Genomic DNA, 21301 nt, shown 5'->3' on the forward strand with positions numbered 1-21301 from the left:
CCCGGAGAGCCGGACGGCCACTCCAGGGAAGCCACGGTCGGCAAGAACCCATCAGCCACATCCGGCCCTCCCGGGCCACCTAACACCTTACGGAGCAGCCATGCCCACGTTCGTCCGACGCCTCGCCCCCGCAGCGGTGCTCGCGCTCACCGCGCTGGCCGCCACCCCGGGCAGCGCGTTCGCCGTGGACCGCGACGGGCCGGCCGTCGCCGCCTCGGCGGGCGAACACCCGGGGCTGACCTGGACCGCCCTGGAACAGCGCGCCGGTGTGGTGCACGTCGGCACCGACGGCGCCAGCAACCCCTACCTCGGGGACACCTCCGCCGACACCGAACTGCCGGTGCTCTGCCTCCACCAGGACGGCCGCCCGGCCCCCACCGGGATCCCCACCGCCGGCTTCCACAGCTGGGCGGGCGGGGAGGTCGCCGCGACGGCCCCGACGGCCGGGTCCGACCTGACCAGCCGGGACGACGCCGACGGGCTCTGCGAGGACTCCTTCGGCGCCGGCTGGCGAATGGCCGAGTTCCACGACGGGCAGGGCTGGTCGCTCTGGGCGGCCGGCACCCTCCCGGCGGGCACCCGGTTCTGGACGGCGATCAACGACCAGCCGGCCAACCCCTGGTCCTGACGCCCGCGCGGCCCCGAGCCGCCCCGCGCAAGCGCGGCGGCGGCGACGGGGATCAGTAGATCAGGTACCCCGGGCGGTGTCCTTCGTCGTCGATCTCCCCGGTGGCCTGCGCCCGCAGCTTGCGGGACAGCTCCTCCAGGGCGCGGGAGGCCGCGACCTCCTCACCGATCCTGGCGAGCGGGCGGTCGTCCGTGCTCTTCATCGACTCCCCGTGGGCGCGCAGGCCCGGCGCCCGCGCACCGGTCAGCCTGGCCTCGCACGCCGTGTGCACTCCGTCTTCCTCGAAGCTCAGCTCCACGTCCCACTGGTTGTGCATGCCACACCTCCTGGCAGCGGCCCCCTCGCGCCTGTCCGGACCGGCACGGACGGTGAGCCGTGGCGGCCGCTCACACCAGCGTGCGCCCGTCCGACCCATGGCGGCAAGCGGGCCCGGCCCGGGGCTGCGGGCCCGGCCCCCGGAACCAGCTCCCCCGCCCCGGAGCTCCCGGCCCTGCCTGCTCCCCGCCTGCTCCCCGCCTGCTCCCTGTCTGCTCCCCGCCGCCGACCGGGCCCCGCCGCCGACCCGGCGGTACGCTGACGAAAGCGCGCCGCGACCGCCGACCGAACCTGGACCCGCCGGTGCGGCGCGGGCAGTGACAAACCGGGTGGTCCCTCCGTGGCGGTCTTCCTCCTCGCCCTCGGCGCCGCCTGCTGCCTGGGCCTCGGCTTCGTCCTCCAGCAGCACGCGGCACAGCGGGCGCCCCGTGCCGACCTGCTGCACTGGCGGCTGCTCCTGGACCTGATGCGGATGCCCGAGTGGCTGCTCGGCACCGGGTTCATGGTGTGCGGACTGATCCTGTCCGCGCTCGCCCTCAACCAGGGCGAAGTCTCGCTCGTCGAACCGCTGCTCGCGACCAACCTGCTGTTCGCCATGGCGCTCTCCCGGGTGCTGACCCGCCAGACCCTCGGCCGCTCGGGCTGGGCCGGGGTGCTGCTGCTCGGCCTCGGGGTGACGGCGTTCATCGTGGCCGGCCGGCCCACCGGCGGCGGTGCGCCCGCCGGGGAACTGCGGCACTGGCTGGTGGTCGGCACGGTGGTCGGGCTGACCCTGCTGCTGGTCTCGCTGGCCCGGCGGCTGCCGCTGTTCGAGGAGGCCACCCTGCTGGCCCTCGCCGCCGGCCTGCTCTACGGCCTCCAGGACGCGCTGACCCGCACCACCACCCAGCGCCTCGACCACAGCGGACTGGACGCGGTGCTGCGCAGCTGGCAGCCGTACGCGGTGGTGGCGGCGGGCGTGGTCGGGCTGCTGCTGGTGCAGAGCGCCTTCGAGGCCGCACCGCTGCGGATGTCCCTGCCGGCACTGACCGCCGCCCAGCCGCTGTCCGGGATCGCCTGCGCGGTCGGCTTCCTCGGCGACCGGCTGCGGGTGACGCCGGGTGCGCTGGCCTGGCAGTCCGCCGGACTGCTGGCCATCGTGGTCGGGGTGATCGTGATCGGCCGCCACCCGGCGATGCCGGGCAGCGTCCGCGAAACCCTGGAGGGCGTCGGGGCACCGCCGGAGGACGAGCGGCCCGAGGAAGGCCCCGGGAGCCGTCCGGGAAACAGTCCGGCCGAGAACCCGAACGACCCGGGGCACAGCTCCGGCGCCGGAGCGTAATTCGCTTGACCGGGCCACAGGTCAACGCTGCACTGTGGCGAGGCACACGAGCCGTGGTGCCGTCGTCATCCAGGGGAGGAAGCGGCAGCAATGGAGATCCGTCCGACAACCGATCAGGACCTCGACGTCTACGTCGACACGCTCCATGCCGCGTTCGGGCTCTTCCCGGAAACCCCGACCGACGGCGGCGGGCTCTGGTGGTCGGCGACCGAGATGGACCGCAACCTGCTCGCCGTGACGGCGGACGGGCGGCCCGTCGGCACCGCCGGCGCGTACACCTTCGAGCTCACCCTGCCCGGTGAGGCCATCGTCCCCACCAGCGGGGTGACCGGCGTCGGCGTCCTGCCCTCGCACCGGCGCCAGGGCGTGCTCACCGCGATGATGCGGCGCCAGCTCGCCGGGTTTCGGGCCCGCGGGGAGTTCCTCTCCGTACTGCTGGCCTCCGAGGCCGTGATCTACCGCAGGTTCGGCTACGGACCGGCGACCTACACGCAGCGGCTGACGGTGCCGCGCCACCGGGCCGCCTTCGCCCTCCCCCGGGCGCGCGGAACAGCCGACACCCCGGCGGCCGGCCCGGACACCGGCTCGATCGAGCTGCTGCGGCGTGCCGAGTGCGGCGAGATCCTGGAGGCGGTCTACGACCGGTACCGCCGCACGCAGCCCGGCGCGCTGTCCCGGCCGCACCGCTGGTGGGCCTCGGGCGCGGGGCGGCCCCCGGTCTCCTCGGCGTCGCGCTACGTCGCCGTCCACCGGGATGCCGGCGGTGTCCCGGACGGCTACGCCTGCTACTCGCTCGCCGACGGCACCTTGACGGTCGACGAGACCATCGCCACCGACGACGCCGTCGCCACGGCCCTGGCCCGGTTCGCGCTCGAACACGACCTGGTCTCCCAGGTCGTGTTCAAGCACGTTCCGTCCGACCACCCGCTGCGCTGGCAGCTTGTGGACTTCAACGCCGGCGAGAGGAGCAGCAGCACCGACTGGCTCTGGGTGCGGCTGCTGGACGTCCCGCGTGCGCTGACCTCGCGCGGCTGGTTCGTGGACGGCGAGCTCGTCCTCGACGTCGACGACCCGTTCCTCGGCGAGCACGGCCGCTACCTGCTGACCGTCCGGGACGGGAAGGCCGAGTGCGTCCCGACGGACCGGGAGCCCGACCTGTCCCTGGACGTGAGCGACCTGGGCTCGGTCTACCTCGGCGGCACCACCCCGAGCACGCTCGTGCGGGCCGGGCACATCCGGGCCCACCGCCCGGGCGCGGCCGCCCTCGCCGACGCCCTCTTCAGCGCCGAGCGCGCCCCGCACTGTCTGCACTGGTTCTGACCGGCTGGTTCCGACCGCACGCCCGCCTCGCCGCCCCTGCACGACAGGCCTACGGGCGTGCCGGGATCGACGCGGGCGCAAGCTCGGGCTCGGGCTCTGTCCCCGGCTCGGGCTCGGGCTCGGGCTCGGGCTCGGGCTTCGCCCCGTCGACGGTGCCCGTCCGGCCGCGCCGGCGGTCCATCTCGCGCCACTCCGGCCGCAACCCGGCCAGGTTGGTGGAGGCGAAGTAGAGGGCGCCGCCCGCGACCAGGGTGGGTATCAGCCCGACAAGGCTGACCGCTGCGCCGGCCAGCAGGCCGCCGAGCGGGATACCGGCCCAGGCGAGGGAGTCGCCGAGGGCGTGGACACGGCCGAGCAGGTGGCGGGGCACCCGCTCGAAGAGCACCGCGCCGAGGATCGGGTTGAGGAAACCGCCGCCGAAGCCGCCGACCGCGAAGACCGTGAGCACCACCCACAGCGGCGCGCCGCACGCGAGCACCAGGAAGCGCGGGGCCCCGACGAGCAGGAAGCCGGCGAAGAACACCGTCCGGCGGGGCAGCCGGTGGGCGATGGCCGCCGCGATCAGACTGCCGACGACCGCCGTGATCCCGCCGGCGGTGCCGGTCAGGCCGATGGCGGCCGGGCCGTTCCCCGACTCCCGCGCCCAGACCGGGAGGAGGACCGTGATGAACCCGGCGTCGAGCAGGTTGGTGATGCCGACCAGCACCGTCACGGTGAGCAGCAGCGGATCGGAGCGCAGGAAAGTGAAGCCCTCGCGGAACATCCGCCAGTAACCCGCCGGTTCGGCCCCGGTTCCGGCTCCGGCGCCAGTTCCGGCGCCGGCTCCGGTCCCGATCCCGGCCTCGGCCTCGGCCTCTGCGGCCTGCGCGGCAGCGGGTGCCGGGGCCGCCGCGCGCCCCATCCCGCGCGGCAGGGCGAAGGCGATGACGAGGGACCCCAGGGCGAAGGTGGCGGCGTTGAGCGCCAGCCCGGCCAGCGGGCCCATCAGAGCGACCAGCCCGCCACCGACCGCCGGGCCGACCGTGGAAGCCAGCCGTTCGGTGACGCCGGAGAGACCGGTGGCGCGCTCCATCGGCACCCGGGCGCGGTCGGCGGCCTCCGGGACCATGACCGACTTGGCCAGATCCCCCGGGCCGCGCATCGCCCCGATCACCGCGACCATCGCCAGCAGCACCCCGAACGGCAGCAGCCCCAGGGCGTGCAGCAACGGGACCAGCCCGGCCGCGACGGCGCTCACCAAGTCCGTCGTCCAGGACACCACCCGCGGCCCGAGCCGATCGACCAGCGGCCCGGTCAGCGCCTTGACCAGCACGTACGGCGCCATCTCGGCGAAGGCGACCAGGCCCGTCATGGTGGCGCTGCCGGTGGTGGCCAGGACGAACCAGGGCAGGGCGATGGCCGAGACACGCGTCCCGGTGATGGAGACGGCCATGGCGGAGAGCACCCCGACCAGCGGCCGGAGGCTGCGCGCGGGCGCGTCGACGACTGTGGTCATCGGGACCCCGCCTCACCGGTGTCGGTGTCGGTGCTGGCATCGCTGTCGGTATCGGTGTCGGCATCGGTACCAGCGCCGGTGCCGACGCTCGCGTCGGGCAGCACGTGGACGACCACGGCGACCCGCTCGGTGCCCTCCGGGGCCGGCCCCTCCGCATCCAGCGCGCGGTAACGCCGCACCACCGCGGACAGATCAGCGGCCAGTTGCCCGGCCTCCTCGGGGGTGAGCTGCAACAGCACGTCGCTGAGGCCGACCGCCTTGCGCCACTCCCGCGGCATCGTCTCGAAGGCGTCGACCGACCGCTGTGCCGCCAGGGCGTGGGCGGTGAGGACGGACCGCAGGAAGCCGACGGCCGTGTCGAGCTCCTCGTCGGCCATGTCGTCACTCGTCCAGACGGTGAACTTGTGGGCCGAACGCCACCACCGCTCCCGGGCGTTTCCGCGCTCGGGATCCTCCTCGACGAAGCCCGCGGCGGCGAGCTGGCGGAGGTGGTAGCTGGTCGCCCCGGAGTTGAGCCCCAGCTGCTCGGCGAGCCTGGTCGCCGTGGAGGGACCGTGCTTGCGCAGCAGCCCGACCAGCTGCATGCGCACGGGGTGGGCCATCGCCCGCATGCCCTTGGCCGTGAGGACGATGTGCGGGTCATCGCTGTGCATCCAGCCGCGTTCATCGGTCATGGCAGGAGCGTAGAACCGCAAAGACATCTTTGCAAAGGGTTTTTTGCGAAGAAGTCTTTGCGGTGAAGGGTGGAGCCCCGAAGAGCTGCCCGCCGGCCGTCCGTCAGTCGTGCGCGACCACCAGCAGCAGCACCACCGTCAATCCGCCGCCCGGTGTGGCCTCCACCGCCAGTCGCCCGCCCGCCGCCAGCACCAGGCTGTGCACGGCGGGCCCGACCGGCCCGTCGGCGCGGGCGCCCGCGAGCAGCCACTCCCGCGCCCCGGGCAGCTCGGACGACCCCCGGTCGGCCACCCGGATCTCCACCCGCCCGCGCGGTCGCGCCGCCCCGCTCAACCCGGCCGCCCGCAGGGCCGTCGCGGCCGGGCCCGGCCCGCCCGCCACCTCGGCGCGGACCAGCACCCGCCCGCCGGGCGGGTTGCGCCGGATCGCGTGGTCGACCAGGCCGGCGAGCGCGGCCTCCAGCCGCCGGGCGTCCCCGACCACCACCGGCAGCCCCGGCGCCAGCCGGGCCGTCACCGCCGCCGCCCGGCCGCCGCCGCGCACCACCCTGCGGACCACTTCGGTCACCTGGACGTGCCGCGCCTGCGGCTCGCAGCCGGCCTGCCGGTCGGTCCACTCGACGCGCTCAAGTTCCGGCCGGGACAGCGCCCGGGGCCCGGCCATCTCGCCCGGTCTGAACGGTCCGGCCTCCTCGCCCGCCACCGCGCCGCCGGGCCCTCCCGTACGGCCGGGGCCACCCGGCCCGCCGAGGGCGCCGAGCGCCCTGGCCCCCGATGCGACATAGCCCCAGAGCTTCCCGCTTGCCATCGCCCTGCCCCTCGTGCATCGCCGGCGGCCGTCATCAGTGCCGCGGCCGACCGGCGCGGGCCGCTTCCCAGGCCCTGCTGTCAGCCTGCACCTCACTCGTTCGGGTGACAATCCGGCTCCGGGACGCGAACCGGGCACCACCCCCGCCGGTCGGCCGATGCCACACCCGCCGACCGGCGGGGCAGGCCCGGCCACCGGCCCGGCCCGGCCCGCCCTGGGCCCGCGACGCAGCTCCACCCCGGGCCCGCGACGCAGCGCCACCCCGGGCCCGCGACGCGGCGCCGCCGGCCCCGGGCCGGGCCTCGCGAACTCCCTTCGCCCGCCCGGAGGGCCGCCGCCCAGGCCGGAGCCCGAGGACCCGCCCTAGACTGGCCCCATGCCCCGGCTCAACGACCAGGTGCGGGAGCTGCTCCAGGAGTACGCCGACCTGATCAACATCACCGGCGGGGACGCCTTCCGGGCGCGGGCCTACGAGAAGGCCGCCCGCGCGGTGGGCGGCCACTCCGAGGACGTCGCCGGCCTGGACGTCAAGGGCCTGCAGCAGATCCCCGGCGTGGGGAAGTCCACCGCCGAGAAGGTCGCCGAGTACCTCGCCACCGGGCGGATCGCCGCCCTGGAGGCCCTGCGCGCCGAAGTCCCGTCCGGGGTCCGGGAGATGACGGCCGTGCCCGGCGTCGGCCCCAAGCGCGCCCTCGCCCTCCACCGCGACCTGGGCATCTCCTCCGTCGACGACCTGGCCGAGGCGGTCCGCTCCGACCGGCTGTCCGGCGTGGCGGGCTTCGGCGAGCGCAGCGGCGAGAAGATCCTGCACGGCATCGAGTTCCTGCGGCGCTCCGGCGGCCGCACGCTGCTCGACGCGGCCACCGAGCTGGCCGAGCAGCTCGTCGCCGCACTGTCCGCCGTACCCGGCTGCACCCGCTGCGCGTACGCGGGGTCGCTGCGCCGGATGCGCGAGACGGTCGGCGACGTCGACGTGCTGGCGACCGCCGCCGACTCCGCCCCGCTGATGGCCGCGCTCACCGGACTCCCGTACGTGGCCGAGGTGATCGCGAGCGGTCCGACCAAGACCTCGGTGCGCACCACCGGGGGCGTGCAGGTGGACCTGCGAGTCGTCCCGGAGGAGGACTGGGGCGCGGCGCTCGTCTACTTCACCGGATCGAAGGCGCACAACATCAGGCTGCGCACGATGGCCGTCCGGGCCGGGCTGAAGCTCTCGGAGTACGGCCTGTTCCGGACCACCGCCGAAGGAGAGGGCCGCGAAGGAGAGGACGGCGAGAAAGAGGACGGCGCCAAGGTGGCGTCCGCGACCGAGGACGAGGTGTACGCGGCGCTCGGCCTGCCGTGGATCGCGCCGCCGCTGCGCGAGGACCGGGGCGAGATCGAGGCCGCCCTGCGCGGTGAACTCCCTGATCTGGTCCAGGAGTCGGACCTGCGCGGCGACCTGCACACGCACACCGACCTGACCGACGGCCTGGCCACCCTGGAAGAGATGATCGACACCGCGGCCGCCCGCGGCTACTCCTACTACGCCGTCACCGACCACGCCCCGGACCTGGTGATGCAGCGGATGACGGACGAGAAGATGCTCGCCCAGCGCGAGCGGCTGCGCCGACTCGCCGACCGCCACCGGAAGCTGCGCCTCCTGCACGGCACCGAGCTGAACATCGGCCCGGACGGCGGGGTGGACTGGCCGCCCGGGTTCCTGGCCGGCTTCGACGTCTGCGTGGCCTCCGTGCACTCGCACTTCACCGCCGACCGGGCCGCCCAGACCCGCCGGCTGATCCGCGCCTGCGAGAATCCGCACGTGCACGTCATCGGCCACCTCACCACCCGGAGGATCGGCCGCCGCGGCCCGATCGACGTCGACCTGGACGCGGTGTTCGCGGCCGCCGCGCGCACCGGCACCGCGATCGAGATCAACAGTTCCCCGCAGCGGCTCGACCTGCGCGACGAGGACGTCCTGCGGGCGAAGCGGCACGGCGTCCGCTTCGCGATCGACAGCGACGCCCACGCCACCGGGCAGCTCGCCTACCCGCGCTTCGGCATCGGTACGGCGCAGCGCGGCTGGCTCACCGCCGAGGACGTGATCAACACCTGGCCCTGGCAGCGGCTGAAACGTTTCCTCCGCAAGGACGCACTGCACTGAGCGAGCCGCCGGGCACCCCGGCGGGCGGCCCCCACGCACGGGGCCGCCCACCGCACGGTCAGCTCGACGCCGCCCCGAGCCCACCCCGACGCAGCCCCGACGCAGCCTCAACGCCGCCCCGACACCGCCCGACGCCGCCCCTGAGGTCACCGCTCCGCGAACGAGGTCACCGCTCCGCGAACGAGGCCCCCGGCGTGGCCAGCACCCGAGCCGCGCTGCGGTGCCCGAGTCCGGCGGCCAGGTGCAGGTCGCCGGTCTCCAGGAAGCCGGCCAGGAATCCTGCCGCGAAGGCGTCCCCCGCGCCGGTGAGGTCGCGCACCTCGCTCACCGGCGGCACGGGCACCGTGAACGGCGCGTCCCCGGGCACGTCGACGGTGGTCGCCTGGGCGCCGGCCTTGGTGACCACGGTGGTGGCCGCCAGCCGGTCCCGCTCCGGCCCCGGCAGCCCGCCCACCAGCAGGCCCAGGTACTCCGCCTCGGACCGGTTGGCGAACACGAAGGTCGGCGCCAACTCGGCCAGCAGGGCGAGGAAGCGCTCCCGCCCGTACTGCTCCAGCATGCCGGTCGAGGAGGCGTCCACCGAGGTGGTGCCGCCCGCCCGCCGGACCCGCGCCAGCGCGTCCACCGCGGAGCGGCCGACCGGGTCGCCGTCGAAGGAGTAGGCGGGCACGTGCAGGTGGGTCAGGTCGGCCAGCCACTCGTCCGGCACCCGGTCCAGCAGCTTGGCCGCGCCGCGGTCGGGCAGCATGGTCCGTTCGCCGGCCTGGTCGATCAGGACCACGATGCTGCCGGTCTGGCCGCGCCGGGCGACCCGCACGTCCACGCCGTGCCCGGTCAGTTCGGCGACGATGCCGTCCCCGACCGGGTCGGCGCCGACGCAGCCGATGAACCGGGTCGGGTACTGACCGGCAACGAAGCTCGCGACGTTCGCCGCGCTGCCGCCGCGTCGCCGGAAGACCTGGGCGCTGGAGTCGGTGCCGTGCCGCAGCGGGCCGTCGACCCAGACGACGATGTCCTCGACGAGGTCGCCGAGCACCCCCAGCACGGGTCAGGCCCCGCTGCGGGCGGCGGCCGCCAGCGCGGTCGCGATCTGGCCGCCGAGCCGGACGTTGCCCCGGTAGACCTCGACGTTGACCTCCAGGCTGCGGCCCTGGGTGTCGCGCTGGATGTGGTCGAGCAGGAACGGCGTGGAGGCGTTGCCGGTGACGCCCTGGCGCTCGGCCTCGGCCCAGGCGCGGGCCAGGATGCCGTCGAGCTCCTCCGGCGGCAGCTGCTTGGCGGGGTCCACCGGGTTGGCGATCAGGACGGCCTGCGGCAGGGCGAGGCGGTCGCGGGCCTCGATGAGCCGCGCGGCCTCCTCGGGCGACTCGACGCTGAAGTTGATCTCGTGGCCGGAGTCGGTGACGTAGAAGCCGGGGTACTTGCGGGTGCGGTAGCCGATGACCGGGATGTTGAAGGTCTCGAAGCGCTCCAGGGTGGCCCGGATGTCGAGGATCGACTTCACGCCCGCGCTGATCACGGTGACCGGCGTGGCGGCCAGGGTGGTCATGTCGGCCGACTCGTCGAAGCTCTCGGAGGCGCCGAAGTGGACGCCGCCGAGGCCGCCGGTGGAGAACACCCGGATGCCCGCCCGGTGGGCGAGGAAGGCGGTGGCGGCGACGGTGGTGCCGCCGTGGCGGCCGAGCGCGGCGACCACCGGCAGGTCGCGCAGGCTCACCTTGTCCAGGCCGTCCGTCGCGGACAGTTCGGTGATCTGCTCGGCGCTCAGACCGACCGTGGGCACGCCCGCGTGCACGCCGATGGTCGCCGGGACGACGCCCGCCTCGCGCAGCTGCCGCTCGGCCTCCAGCGCGACGGCCAGGTTGCGGGGGCGCGGCAGGCCGTGGGTGAAGATGGTCGACTCCAGCGCGACCACGGGCCGGCCGTCGGCCACGGCCTGCGCGACCTTCTCGGAGACGTGGATGGCCCGCGCGGAACGGGTGGCCGGCGCGGAGCCGGCGGCTTCGGGGGTGCTGGGGGGCAGTCCGGTCATGGTCGGATCTCTCTGTGAGATGCCACTGCGGTGGGGCAACGTGTCGCTCAGCGTATGGACGGTTCGCATCGGAATCCAGAATGAGTCCTGGGGCTTTCCATAGGCTCTGGCCTATGAGTTGGCTTAGGCTTGGGCCATGGGCTTCACCTTGCGTCAACTTGAGGTCTTCCTCACCGTCGCCGAGACACTGCACTTCGGACGGGCCGCCGAACGGCTGCACATCTCCCAGCCGACGGTCAGCCAGGAGGTCGCCCGGCTGGAGCGGACCGTCGGTGTCGAGCTCTTCGACCGCAGCCGCCGCTCGGTGGCGCTGACCGAGGCCGGCGAGGTGATGGCCGCCGAGAGCGCCCGGCTGCTCGGGCAGGCCCAGACGCTGCTGGCCCGGGTGCGGCTGCACGAGGAGTCCCGGCTGGGGACGGCCCGGATCGTGGCCTCCCCCAGCGTGGTGAACCGGCTGCTGCCCGCCGTGGTCAGCCGCGCCGAACAGGAGCTGCCCGCGCTCACCACCGCCGAGGTCGCCGTCGACACCGGCCAGGTCTCCACCGCACTGGCCGCCGAACTCGCCGACATCGGCCTCGGCCGCTTCCTCGACGAGGTGGCCGGCTACCGGCTGGAGCGGATCGCCGACGAGCCGGTACGGGTCGCCCTCGGCCGGGACCACCCGCTGGCCGGCCGGACGAGCGTACGCCTCGGCGAACTGCGCGACCTGCCGCTGCTGCTGTGGCCGCGCGAGCAGCACCCGCGCTACTACGACCACGTGCTCGGCCTGTGCGCGGACCACGGCGTCGACCCGCCGGTGCTGGTCAGCCCGCCGCGGATCGTCGGCTCCCGGCTCTACCTGCTCGCCCGCAACCGCGCGTTCTCGCTGGTGCCCGGCTCGATGACCGGCCACCTCACCGAGGACGTGGCCACCGTCCGGCTGGACGGCCGGGCCACCCTGCCGCTGGAGATGCAGTGGCGGCTGGACGACCGCCGACCCCGGCTGGCCACCCTGCGCGACCTGATCCGGCAGGAGGCGGCGGCCCTGGAGGTCGACTAGGCCCTTGCCGGGCCGATCTTGCCGGGCCCGGATCGGCCGGACCGGACCCGGCCACTCGCGACGGGTCACGCCAGGCACCCGAAGCGTCCCCCTCCCCGGCGAATCCTTGACGCTGGCATGCCACCGCCGAAAGGATGCCCGGACCGCCCACCCGGCCCGCGGCAGCGCCCGCCGGCCGCCCGACCCCTGGGGACCAGCCTTGGCCGTCCGCCCGCTGCTTCGCCGCGCCGCCCGCCTCCTCGGCGCCGCCGCCCTGACCCTCGCCGGCACCCTCACCGCCGCCGCCCCCGCCCACGCCGACTTCGGCACCGACTACCACGACCCGGTCACCGCCACCCGGCCGCTCACCCGCCCCGACACCCGCTCCTGCACCGTCGAGGTGATGCACGACCAGCAGTTCCGCAACGGCTACGGCAACCCGCCCGACACCCCGTACACCACCACCCTCACCCCGCCCGCCGACTGCGCCGGGCCCTGGTCGGCGGTGGTCCTGGACCTCCACGGGCAGGTCGCCGGGCGGCAGTTCGACCGCATCTTCAGCGCCCGCGTCGGCGGCGTCCAGGTGCTGCTCTCCTCCACCCCCGAGCCGTCCAAGGACGGCATCGAATGGAAGCTGGAGCGCGATCTCACCCGCTACGCCCCGCTGTTCGCCGCCGGACCGCAGCCGTTCTCCCTCGACCTCGCCAACGTCACCGACGCCACCTACACCGGCGTCTTCACCATCAGCGCCAGTGTCACCTTCTACACCGCGAACGACCGCCGGCCCGCCGCCCACGCCGCCGACCGCCTGCTCACCACCGGGCCGTTCGCGCTCACCCAGGCCGCCCCCGCCGCCACCCGCGAGCTCACCTTCCCGCAGAACCTCGAACGTCTCACCGCCGAGGTCTACACCCGGGGCGGCGGCGCCTGCGAGGAGTTCGCCTACGCCTCCGCGCCCGACGCCTTCGTCAGCGCCAACCCCGGCCTCGGCTCCTGCGGCAAGGGCCCGTTCCGCGAACTGCGGCTCACCGTCGACGGGCGGACGGCCGGCGCGGTCTGGCCCTACCCCGTCATCTACACCGGCGGGTGGGACCCACTGCTCTGGCGGCCCGTCCCCGGCGTCTTCGCCTTCGACCTGCCCGCCTACCGGCTCGACCTCACCCCCTACGTCGGACTGCTGCTCGACGGCCGCCCGCACACCGTCGGCATCGCGGTGAACGCCAGCGAGGCGCAGAACAACGACACCTGGACCGGCCAGATCAACCTCTTCGCCGACGTCGACCACGGCGCCGCCCGCACCACCGGGCAGCTCACCGACCACCGGGTCTCCCCCGAAGCCGCCGTCGACACCCGGCTCACCGACCACGGCGGCGGCAGCGGCGACTGGACCGTCACCGCCGGCCGGCACGACCTCGCCCGCGGCTGGGTCCAGACCTCGCACGGCCGGATCACCACCGAGGTCCGCGACGACCTCGCCTTCCGCTCCGCCCAGCAGCTGCGCGACAGCGGCAACGACGTGACCCTGCACAACCGCACCGACCTCACCCGCACCACCGCCACCTGGGGCGGCGGCCCGCACCGCACCACCACCGTGCGCGAGGGCGAACCGCTGGACGTCACCTACCGCGTCACCCACGACGCCGCCGGCAACACCGACCAGCAGACCGCCATGGACCTCGGCTACCACCGCGAGAGCACCGCGGCCACCGGCGGCCACGTCACCGAACGCTCCACCGTCGACCACACCCTGCGCCCCACCGCCCGCCGCCACGACGGCGACTCCACCGTCCGCACCGGCACCAGCACCGAGGACTACCGCAGCACCGGGCCCGACGGGCCGTACCACCGCACGCTCTCCTTCGTCGACGGCTGGCCGAAGCCGTAACACCGCCCGAAATCTCCCGACTTGCGAAATCCATCCGATTTCGGGCGGTTGACCCCTGGTGCACACGGCGTGGGAAGCGCATGATGGGAAGTGGACCTGCGAGGCAGCTGAAGGAGTTCGACCGCAGGAGGCAGTGGTGACAGATCGAGACGGATCAGGGTCTGCCACTGGTACTACCTCGGTCGACGATCGAACTGCCGGCCGGAGGACACGATGTCCGGAGGCCACCCCCGCCTCGTAGGTTCCCCGCGTCCACGGAGCGCCCCCTCGGCTCCGTGGACGCGTCCGTCGCGGCAGGGGCCCTTCGCGGCGGCGCCCGTCACTACGGTGCCCGTGACTGCGAGACCCGTCACTGCGGCACCGGGTAGCCCATCTCCCAGGCGTGGACGGCGATGCCGACCCGGTTCGCCACCCCGAGCTTGCGCTGGACGCTCGCGACGTGCGTCTTCACCGTGCCCGGCGAGATGAACAGTTCGGCGGCGATGTCCGCGTTCGTCCGGCCCGCCGCCACGTGACCGGCGATCTCCACCTCCCGCTCGGTCAACGGCACCACCGGCGCCGAGCGGGGCTCCGGACGGCGCGGCGCCGTCACCTGCCGCAGCAGCCGGACCGTGACCGACGGACTGATCAGGCTCTCCCCGTCCGCCGCCGCCCGCACCGCCTCGACGAGCAGCGCCGGCCCCGAGCGCTTCAGCAGGAACCCGGACGCACCGTGCCGCAGCGCCGGGTACACGTACTCGTCCAGGTCGAAGGTGGTCAGCACCACCACCCGCACCGGCTCCGCCACCCCCGGCCCGGCCAACCGCCGGGTCAGCTCCAGTCCGTCCATCCGCGGCATCCGGATGTCCACCAGCGCGACGTCCGGGCGCAGTTCGGCCGCCAGTTCCAGCGCGGCCAGCCCGTCGGCGGCCTCCCCCACCACCTCGATGTCCGGCTGCGCCGCCAGGATCCGCCGGACGCCGCGCCGGACGCCCTCCTGGTCGTCCGCGATCAGCGTACGGATGATCCGCGGGCACTCACCGTTCGCACTCGTCACACCGTTCGTACTCGTCACGGCAGGCAGTCTGCCACGCCCGTCCGGACCGCCGACCCCGCCCGCCGCCAATGCGGCCCGGTGGGTGGGAAGTTCACGTCACGAGCCCGGCGGGCGGGAAGTTCACGTCGCGGGCCCGACGGACGGGAGGTTCACGTCACGAGCCCGGCGGGAGGGAAGTTCACGTCGCGGGCCCGGCGCGGTTCACCAACGCCCGGTGAGGCTGGCGGCCATGAACGCTTCCAGTGGACATCCCCCCGTCAGCCGCCGCGGGATCCTGGCCGGTGCCACCGGTCTCGGTCTCGGCGGCGCCGTCTCCCTCTCCGGCATCGCGGCCACGCCCGCCGCCGCCTCCCCGCTGCTGCTGGAGCGGCCGGACCGCTCCGGCGCCCCGCGCGTCGCCGGGCTGCACCTCCAGTTCGGCTCGGACGCCTCGCGCGAGGTCGTGGTCTCCTGGCACACCACCGCCTCGGTCGGCAACCCCCGTGTCCGGTACGGCACTTCGAACGGCGGCTTGGGCCGCAGCGTGCAGGCCGACACCAGCACCTACCGGGACGCCAAGTCCGGCACCGAGGTCCAGATCCACCACGCCCGGCTGAGCGGCCTGCACCCCGACACGGACTACGTGTACGCCGCCGTCCACGACGGCGCCACCCCGGAGCTCGGCACCGTCCGCACCGCCCCGCGCGGCCGGGCCGCTTTCACCTTCACCAGCTTCGGCGACCAGGGCACCCCCACCCTCGGCAAGAAGACCGCGAACGGCTACGCCAACGACAACCTGGGCAGCCCCGCCGCCGGCGACACCACCGCCGGAGTCGAGCGGATCGCCCCGCTGTTCCACCTCGTCAACGGGGACCTCTGCTACGCCAACCTCGCCACCGACCGGGTCCGCACCTGGTCCGACTGGTTCGAGAACAACAGCCGCTCCGCCCGCCACCGCCCCTGGATGCCCGCCGCCGGCAACCACGAGAACGAGCGCGGCAACGGCCCGACCGGCTACGGCGCCTACCAGGCCTACTTCGACCTCCCCCCGTCCGGCTCCGACGACGAACTGCACGGCCTCTGGTACGCGTTCACCGCCGGCGCGGTCCGCGTCATCAGCCTCAACAACGACGACGTCGCCTACCAGGACGCCGGCGACTCCTACGTCCACGGCTACTCCGGGGGCGCCCAACAGCGCTGGCTGGAACGGGAGTTGGCCGCCGCCAACGCGAACCCCGAGATCGACTGGATCGTGGTCTGCATGCACCAGGTCGTCATCTCCACCGCCGACAAGTTCAACGGCGCCGACCTCGGCATCCGCGAGACCTGGGTGCCGCTGTTCGACAAGTACGGCGTCGACCTGGTGGTCTGCGGCCACGAGCACCACTACGAGCGCTCGCACCCGATCCGCGGCCAGCAGCAGACCGACACCCGCACCCCCATCCCGGTCGCCACCGACACCCGGACCATCGACACCACCCGGGGCACCGTCCACATGGTGATCGGCGGCGGCGGCACCTCCGCCCCCTCCAACGGCCTCTTCTTCGAGCCCGCCAAGGCCCGCGTCATCACCGGCGTCGGCGCCGTCGACCCGGCCACCGGCAAGCGGCCCCCGCAGTACGTGATCGAGGACGCCCCCTGGTCGGCCTTCCGCGACGCCGACAACCCGTACGGCTTCGCCGCCTTCGAGGTCGACCCGGGCGAGCGCGGCGGCCGGACCACCATCGATGTCACCTACTACTCCGTCAGCGGCCCGTACGGAGACCTCGTCCCCGTCGACCGCTTCACGCTCACCCGCCCGCGCGGCGCCCGCGGCGGCGGCCGGGGACGCTGACCCCGGTCGCGCCCGTCAGGGTGGCGCGCTCACCGGCCGCCACCCCGACGGGCGCGGTACCGTTCCTCCGCGCGCCCGAACGCACCGATCACACCGAACGTCTGAACGCCTGAACGCCCTGGAGGCCCGCCCGATGCCCGTCGACCGCCCCGCCGACGGCACCGGGAACGCCGGCCGCCCCGACTACGGCCGACTCGCCGCCGTCGGCCCGTACTTCGCGCTCGACACCCCCGCCACCCCCGGCGCGGGGCCGCCCCCGGGCTTCCGGCCGCTGCCCGAGCTGTACGGCACCGGGCCGGACGCGCCGCTGGCCCGGCGGATCCGGGTGGTGGCGCAGCGGCTCGGCACCGCCGAGCCCCGGGTCGCCGCGTCGATCCTGCACCTCGGACTGGCCGCCCGCTTCTGGTCGGTGGGCCTCGGGGCGGCCGTCCTGCTGGGTACGGTCCCGACGCTGGAGCACGCCTGGGTGCGGATCCCGGATCAGGGGCCGCTCGACCTCTGGACGCCGCCGGAGCCCCCGCTCCCCGCTCCGCTGCCGCTCGCCGACCAGCTGTACGAGGCCGTCCTGGTGGGCCAGTTGGAGCCGCTGGCGGCGGCGGTGCGGTCCGCCGTCCCGCTCTCCGCCCGGCTGCTGACGGGCAACGCCGCCTCCGCCCTGGCCGGTACGCTGCGGGTCCTGGACGCCCACGCGCCGGGCCCCGCACGGGCGTTGGTCGCGGAGCTGCTCGCGCGCCCGCCGCTGGCCGGCACCGGGACGCTGCGGACCGGCCCGCACGGTGCCGCCTTCCGGCGGACGAGCTGCTGCCTGTACTACCGGGTGGGGCCGGGCGCCGGGGTCTGCGGCGACTGCTGCTTCACCCGGCCGCCCGCGCCAAAACAGGGCTGATACATCCAGGAGTGCAGGTCATATCCGGGCCTCCGGTCAGCCGTCGTCCGTCAGCCGTGTCCGTCAGCCATCAGCCGTCGCCCGCCAGCTGGAGGTGCCCCCGCACCAGGTGGTGCACGCAGGCGACGGTGTGCACCTCGGCGGCGGCCCGGGCCCCGGCCGCGTCGCCGGCCAGGACGGCGACCAGGATCTCCCGGTGCTGCTCGGCGAACCGCTCCTGGTCGGGGCCGTGCGGTGCGGGCAGCCAGAGCAGCGGCCCGAGTTCGGCCTGGAGCCGTACGGCGAGCCGGGTGAGGCGCACGGACCGGGCGGCGACGGCGAGTTCGATGTGGAAGCGGGCGTCGGCGCGGCGCTGTTCGGCGGGCCCGGCGGCGTCGCGCAGGTCGTGCACCAGCCGGGTGAGCCGGGGTGCGAGGTCGGCGGGGGCGCGTTCGGCGGCGAGCCGGGCGGCGGTCCCGGAGACGGCCAGTTCCTCGTCGCCGAGGTCGCGCAGGTCGACGGTGGCGAGGTCGCGCAGCCGGGCGAGTTGGAGGCGTTCGGAGCCCTCGCCGGGGGTGCGGACGAAGCTGCCGCCGTTGCGGCCGCGCCGGGTCTCGATCAGGTCGGCCTCGCGGAGCAGGGCGAGCGCCTCGCGGACGGTGCCGTTGGCGACGCCGAGCCGGTCGGCGAGGTCGTTCTCGCTGGGCAGTTGGTCCCCGTCGGCGACCAGGCCGAGGGCGATCGCCTCGGTGATCCGGCGGGCCACGGCATCGGCGCGGCCGAGGTCGGTCAATGGCGCGAGGACGGCGCTGAGCAGCGGGGTCGTGCTCCCGATCGTCGCCACGCCGGCCCCCTCCTCGATCACCGTCGGACTGGGTGCTCCCGGCAGGGTACCTCCCGGTCGGGCACGCACCCTTGCCGCTAGAAACCCGATCTCGTATGTTTTCCCGCGATCCCGGTCCGAGCACCACCCCCGGGAAGCCCTCACGCGTCACGCCACGTTCCCAGGAGCAGGAGCAGGTCATGACCGATGCCAGCGCACGTGCCACCTCCCCGACCGGCCCCCTCCCCCCTCAGGGCCCCGACATCGATGCCGATGCCGATGCCGCTCGGCTGGCCGCTCTCGGCTACACCTCCGAGTTCAAACGCGACATGAGCCTCTGGGCGAACTTCTCCCTCGGCTTCACCTACCTCTCCCCGGTCGTCGGCGTGTACACACTCTTCGCCTCCTCCCTCGCGACCGCCGGCCCGCCGATGGTGTGGAGCTTCCTGATCGCCGGGGTCGGCCAGTTGCTGGTGGCGCTGGTGTTCAGCGAGGTGGTCGCCCAGTTCCCGGTGGCGGGCGGGGTGTACCCGTGGGCGCGCCGGCTCTGGGGCCGCACCTGGGGCTGGCTGACCGGCTGGGTGTACCTGCTGGCGCTGATGTCCACCATCGCGGCGGTCTCCTACGGCGCCGGCCCGTACGTGGCCGCGCTGCTGGGCGTCGAACCGAGCACCGCGACGACCGTCTGGTGCGCGCTCGGCCTGCTGCTGCTCGCCACCGTGATCAACCTGGGCGGCACCAAGGTGCTGTCGGCGGCGGCCGTGTTCGGCTTCGCCGCCGAGCTGCTGGGCGCCCTGGCGGTCGGCGCCTGGCTGCTGCTGACCCACCGCTACCACGGCCTCGGCGTGGTCTTCGACCGCTTCGGCGCGGGCGACGGCGGCTCGTACACCGACGCCTTCCTGGCCGCCGGACTGATCGCGGTCTTCCTCTTCTTCGGCTTCGAGGCGTGCGGCGACGTCGCCGAGGAGGTGCCGAACCCCGGTCGACAGATCCCCAAGTCGATGCGGCGCACCCTCTACGTCGGCGGCGCGGCGGCGATCGGCGTCAGCCTGGCGCTGGTGATGTCCATCCAGGACATCGGCGCGGTGGTCTCCGGCGACGACAAGGACCCGGTGGCCTCGGTGCTGCACGACGCGTTCGGCGCCACCGGCGCCCGGGTGGTGATCGGCGTGGTACTGATCTCCTTCCTGTCCTGCGTACTGAGCCTCCAGGCGGCGGCGAGCCGGCTCGCGTACTCCTTCGCCCGGGACCGGATGATCGTGGGCAGCCGGCTGCTCGCCACCGTCTCGGACCGCCTGCGGGTGCCGCCGTACGCACTGCTGCTCGCGGCGGCAGTGCCGGGCGTGATCATCGTCGGCGCCTCGGCGCTCTCCGAGGGCGCCCTGACGAAGATCATCTCCTTCTCCAGCATCGGCATCTACCTGGCCTTCCAGATGGTGGTGCTGGCCGCCCTGCGCGCCCGGCTGCGCGGCTGGCGCCCGAGCGGGGACTTCCGGCTCGGCCGCTGGGGCCTGGCGGTGAACATCGGCGCGCTGGTGTACGGGCTCGCCGCGATCGTCAACATCTGCTGGGGCCGCACCCCGGACGCCGCCTGGTACGACGACTACCTCGTGCTGCTCTCGGCCGTGGCGGTGCTCGCGGCCGGCGGGCTCTACCTGCTGCTGGCCCGCCCGCACCTGCGCAGTGACGCCCCGTCCGGCGACGCGACGGCCCCCGCCGGGGACGCCTGATGGCCCTCACCCCTGGAGGAATCCCCGTCGCCGCCTCCGGCCGCGCCCCGGACGACGGGCACCCCGAAGGCGCGCCATGAGCCAGGAGTCATGAACCCGGAGTCACGGAACCGGAGTTACGAAACCGGAGCCGCGAAACCGGCCCGCGTCCGGCTTGTCCAGAGCCGGGCGCGGGCCGTCGGTCCCCACCCGGTGCCGATGCCCTCAGCGCCGGATGGAGTGCTCACGTGCGGTGCGGTCAGACCGCGACCGCCTCCGCCATCTCCTCCTCGGCCTCCACCGGGCTCTCCACCGCCCGGCGCCCGCGCTCCTCGTGGAGCGCGGCGGCCACCAGCGCGGCCCCGCCCAGCAGCAGCCAGACCACCAGGGTCACGACGTGCCCGCCGAGGCCCGCGCCGCCGTCGAAGTACAGGATGCTGCGCGCGCCCTCCAGGAAGCCGGCGCCGGTCCAGAAGCCGTGCAGCGCGCCGAAGAAGCCGTTCTGCAGCTCGGGCCGGAAGACGCCGCCGGAGCTGGTGAAGTTCAGCATCACGAACAGCACCATCAGGGCCAGGGTGGTCCACTTCTTCAGGAAGCTGTGCAGGCCGATGCCGATCAGGACGATGCCCGCCGAGTAGAGCCAGCCGAGCGCCCACACCGCGGCCAGGTCGTGGTCGACCACATGGAAGACCGGTCCGGCAGTGACGATCCCGATCACGCTCACCACCAGCGACACCGCCACGCCGACCAGCGCCCGGATCCGCATGCTCAGCCCGGCGCCGGCCGCGCCGATCACGGCGACGCTGGCGTAGGAGCCGATGCTCAGCGCGACCAGCAGGAAGAACAGGCCCTGGCCGGTCGGGTCGCCCTCGGCCGGGGTGGTGAGGTCGGTGACGTGCAGCGGCACGCCCTGCCGGTCGGTGACGTTGCTGAACACCGCCGTGGCGGCCACCGCCGAGGTGTCCGAGTTCCCCTTGGCGACGAGCAGTTCGGGGCTCCTGGCGTCCGGGAGGAAGGCCCCCACCAGGTCGCGGTCGCGCAGCTGCTGCTCGGCGGTCGCCCGGTCGGGCAGGGTGCGGACGTCGACCGCCGCCCCGGCCTTTGCCTGGATCGCCTGTGCCAGGCCCTGCGCCTGCGGGGTGGTGCCGACCACGGCGACCTTCAGGTGGTGCGGCTCGGGCTGGTGGAAGGCGCCCTGGTAGGCGAGCGCCATGCCGAGGCACATCAGCAGCGGGGTGATCAGGTGGACGGCGAGGTGCTTGAGCGAGTGCCCCAGGGCGGGCGCTGCGACGGGGGTCTGGGGTGTGCTCATGGCGTTCGTACCGTCCTCCGGTGGCGTCGAGTGGAGATGAGTGGCAAATGCAACCATCAAGGGTGCCACGTGCACCCATATCAGGTGGTAAATGCAACCAT

Annotated in this window: 18 protein-coding genes; 9 read left to right on the plus strand and 9 right to left on the minus strand. The window is 74.3% G+C overall.

All coding sequences use genetic code 11. From position 1 onward, the window contains the following. Positions 1 to 100 precede the first annotated feature (100 nt). The gene (locus ACFWPT_RS37175; RefSeq protein WP_380370351.1) at positions 101 to 628 is read left to right on the plus strand and encodes a hypothetical protein; all 528 of its coding nucleotides are present in this window, start codon (positions 101 to 103) and stop codon (positions 626 to 628) included. Positions 629 to 680: 52 nt separating this feature from the next. Here ACFWPT_RS37175 and ACFWPT_RS37180 read toward each other — a convergent pair whose 3' ends face one another. After that, positions 681 to 944 (minus strand): dsRBD fold-containing protein, encoded by a 264-nt coding sequence (locus ACFWPT_RS37180; RefSeq protein ID WP_063350242.1) that lies wholly within the window; start codon positions 942 to 944, stop codon positions 681 to 683. A 339-nt stretch (positions 945 to 1283) separates the two neighbouring features. Here ACFWPT_RS37180 and ACFWPT_RS37185 point away from each other — a divergent pair, with 339 nt between their 5' ends. Then, positions 1284 to 2264, plus strand: coding sequence for a DMT family transporter (locus tag ACFWPT_RS37185; RefSeq protein ID WP_380487255.1), 981 nt, complete (start codon positions 1284 to 1286; stop codon positions 2262 to 2264). 90 nt (positions 2265 to 2354) lie between these two features. Then, the gene (locus ACFWPT_RS37190; RefSeq protein ID WP_380487257.1) at positions 2355 to 3584 is read left to right on the plus strand and encodes a GNAT family N-acetyltransferase; all 1230 of its coding nucleotides are present in this window, start codon (positions 2355 to 2357) and stop codon (positions 3582 to 3584) included. Positions 3585 to 3633: 49 nt separating this feature from the next. Here ACFWPT_RS37190 and ACFWPT_RS37195 read toward each other — a convergent pair whose 3' ends face one another. From ACFWPT_RS37195 to ACFWPT_RS37205, 3 genes are all read right to left on the minus strand, one after another. Beyond that, positions 3634 to 5079: an MFS transporter gene (locus tag ACFWPT_RS37195; protein WP_380487259.1), complete on the minus strand. Its 1446-nt coding sequence runs from the start codon at positions 5077 to 5079 to the stop codon at positions 3634 to 3636. Further along, on the minus strand, positions 5076 to 5753 hold the full coding sequence (locus ACFWPT_RS37200; protein ID WP_380487261.1) for an ArsR/SmtB family transcription factor: 678 nt from the start codon (positions 5751 to 5753) through the stop codon (positions 5076 to 5078). Before ACFWPT_RS37200 ends, ACFWPT_RS37195 begins: the two co-directional genes overlap by 4 nt. 103 nt (positions 5754 to 5856) lie before the next feature. Then, positions 5857 to 6561, minus strand: a complete 705-nt coding sequence (locus tag ACFWPT_RS37205) for a hypothetical protein (RefSeq protein ID WP_380370365.1) — start codon at positions 6559 to 6561, stop codon at positions 5857 to 5859. 376 nt (positions 6562 to 6937) lie between these two features. On the opposite strand from ACFWPT_RS37205, the gene polX reads away from it, so the two are divergent. Continuing rightward, positions 6938 to 8707 carry a DNA polymerase/3'-5' exonuclease PolX gene (polX, locus tag ACFWPT_RS37210; protein WP_380487263.1) on the plus strand — a complete coding sequence of 590 codons (1770 nt, stop codon included), beginning with the start codon at positions 6938 to 6940 and terminating at the stop codon, positions 8705 to 8707. A gap of 166 nt (positions 8708 to 8873) precedes the next feature. On the opposite strand, the gene ACFWPT_RS37215 is transcribed toward polX, so the two are convergent. Further along, entirely contained in the window at positions 8874 to 9752 is an 879-nt protein-coding gene (locus ACFWPT_RS37215; RefSeq protein ID WP_380487265.1) for a carbohydrate kinase family protein, read from the minus strand. Positions 9753 to 9755: 3 nt separating this feature from the next. Further along, complete coding sequence (locus ACFWPT_RS37220; protein ID WP_380487267.1) at positions 9756 to 10739, minus strand: pseudouridine-5'-phosphate glycosidase; 984 nt, start codon at positions 10737 to 10739, stop codon at positions 9756 to 9758. Between the two features lie 136 nt (positions 10740 to 10875). Here ACFWPT_RS37220 and ACFWPT_RS37225 point away from each other — a divergent pair, with 136 nt between their 5' ends. Together ACFWPT_RS37225 and ACFWPT_RS37230 are read left to right on the plus strand one after the other, a co-directional pair. Further along, positions 10876 to 11778 (plus strand): LysR family transcriptional regulator, encoded by a 903-nt coding sequence (locus ACFWPT_RS37225; protein WP_063350236.1) that lies wholly within the window; start codon positions 10876 to 10878, stop codon positions 11776 to 11778. Positions 11779 to 11977: 199 nt separating this feature from the next. Next, complete coding sequence (locus tag ACFWPT_RS37230; RefSeq protein ID WP_380487270.1) at positions 11978 to 13642, plus strand: peptide-N4-asparagine amidase; 1665 nt, start codon at positions 11978 to 11980, stop codon at positions 13640 to 13642. Between the two features lie 349 nt (positions 13643 to 13991). On the opposite strand, the gene ACFWPT_RS37235 is transcribed toward ACFWPT_RS37230, so the two are convergent. After that, positions 13992 to 14696 carry a response regulator transcription factor gene (locus tag ACFWPT_RS37235; protein ID WP_363371036.1) on the minus strand — a complete coding sequence of 235 codons (705 nt, stop codon included), beginning with the start codon at positions 14694 to 14696 and terminating at the stop codon, positions 13992 to 13994. 211 nt (positions 14697 to 14907) lie between these two features. On the opposite strand from ACFWPT_RS37235, the gene ACFWPT_RS37240 reads away from it, so the two are divergent. Together ACFWPT_RS37240 and ACFWPT_RS37245 are read left to right on the plus strand one after the other, a co-directional pair. Continuing rightward, a complete protein-coding gene (locus tag ACFWPT_RS37240; protein WP_380370381.1) occupies positions 14908 to 16491 on the plus strand; it encodes a purple acid phosphatase family protein in 1584 nt (527 codons plus the stop codon). A 133-nt stretch (positions 16492 to 16624) separates the two neighbouring features. Beyond that, on the plus strand, positions 16625 to 17377 hold the full coding sequence (locus ACFWPT_RS37245) for a (2Fe-2S)-binding protein (protein ID WP_380487272.1): 753 nt from the start codon (positions 16625 to 16627) through the stop codon (positions 17375 to 17377). 70 nt (positions 17378 to 17447) lie between these two features. Here ACFWPT_RS37245 and ACFWPT_RS37250 read toward each other — a convergent pair whose 3' ends face one another. Beyond that, positions 17448 to 18200 carry a FadR/GntR family transcriptional regulator gene (locus ACFWPT_RS37250; RefSeq protein WP_380487274.1) on the minus strand — a complete coding sequence of 251 codons (753 nt, stop codon included), beginning with the start codon at positions 18198 to 18200 and terminating at the stop codon, positions 17448 to 17450. Positions 18201 to 18379: 179 nt separating this feature from the next. On the opposite strand from ACFWPT_RS37250, the gene ACFWPT_RS37255 reads away from it, so the two are divergent. Then, positions 18380 to 19909 (plus strand): APC family permease, encoded by a 1530-nt coding sequence (locus tag ACFWPT_RS37255; protein WP_380487276.1) that lies wholly within the window; start codon positions 18380 to 18382, stop codon positions 19907 to 19909. 238 nt (positions 19910 to 20147) lie between these two features. Here the strand turns inward: ACFWPT_RS37255 and ACFWPT_RS37260 are convergent, their stop codons facing one another. Continuing rightward, positions 20148 to 21200 (minus strand): hypothetical protein, encoded by a 1053-nt coding sequence (locus tag ACFWPT_RS37260; protein ID WP_380487278.1) that lies wholly within the window; start codon positions 21198 to 21200, stop codon positions 20148 to 20150. Positions 21201 to 21301: the final 101 nt, after the last annotated feature.

Origin of the sequence: Kitasatospora sp. NPDC058478 (assembly GCF_042720345.1) — a bacterium.
In the GTDB taxonomy this organism is placed as follows: domain Bacteria; phylum Actinomycetota; class Actinomycetes; order Streptomycetales; family Streptomycetaceae; genus Kitasatospora.

Coding starts and splice junctions, on each gene's coding strand:
- ACFWPT_RS37175 (WP_380370351.1), top strand. CDS start 101: ATGCCCACGTTCGTCCGACGCCTCGCCCCCGCAGCGGTGCTCGCGCTC.
- ACFWPT_RS37180 (WP_063350242.1), bottom strand. CDS start 944: ATGCACAACCAGTGGGACGTGGAGCTGAGCTTCGAGGAAGACGGAGTG.
- ACFWPT_RS37190 (WP_380487257.1), top strand. CDS start 2,355: ATGGAGATCCGTCCGACAACCGATCAGGACCTCGACGTCTACGTCGAC.
- ACFWPT_RS37195 (WP_380487259.1), bottom strand. CDS start 5,079: ATGACCACAGTCGTCGACGCGCCCGCGCGCAGCCTCCGGCCGCTGGTC.
- ACFWPT_RS37200 (WP_380487261.1), bottom strand. CDS start 5,753: ATGACCGATGAACGCGGCTGGATGCACAGCGATGACCCGCACATCGTC.
- ACFWPT_RS37205 (WP_380370365.1), bottom strand. CDS start 6,561: ATGGCAAGCGGGAAGCTCTGGGGCTATGTCGCATCGGGGGCCAGGGCG.
- polX (WP_380487263.1), top strand. CDS start 6,938: ATGCCCCGGCTCAACGACCAGGTGCGGGAGCTGCTCCAGGAGTACGCC.
- ACFWPT_RS37220 (WP_380487267.1), bottom strand. CDS start 10,739: ATGACCGGACTGCCCCCCAGCACCCCCGAAGCCGCCGGCTCCGCGCCG.
- ACFWPT_RS37225 (WP_063350236.1), top strand. CDS start 10,876: ATGGGCTTCACCTTGCGTCAACTTGAGGTCTTCCTCACCGTCGCCGAG.
- ACFWPT_RS37240 (WP_380370381.1), top strand. CDS start 14,908: ATGAACGCTTCCAGTGGACATCCCCCCGTCAGCCGCCGCGGGATCCTG.
- ACFWPT_RS37245 (WP_380487272.1), top strand. CDS start 16,625: ATGCCCGTCGACCGCCCCGCCGACGGCACCGGGAACGCCGGCCGCCCC.
- ACFWPT_RS37255 (WP_380487276.1), top strand. CDS start 18,380: ATGACCGATGCCAGCGCACGTGCCACCTCCCCGACCGGCCCCCTCCCC.
- ACFWPT_RS37260 (WP_380487278.1), bottom strand. CDS start 21,200: ATGAGCACACCCCAGACCCCCGTCGCAGCGCCCGCCCTGGGGCACTCG.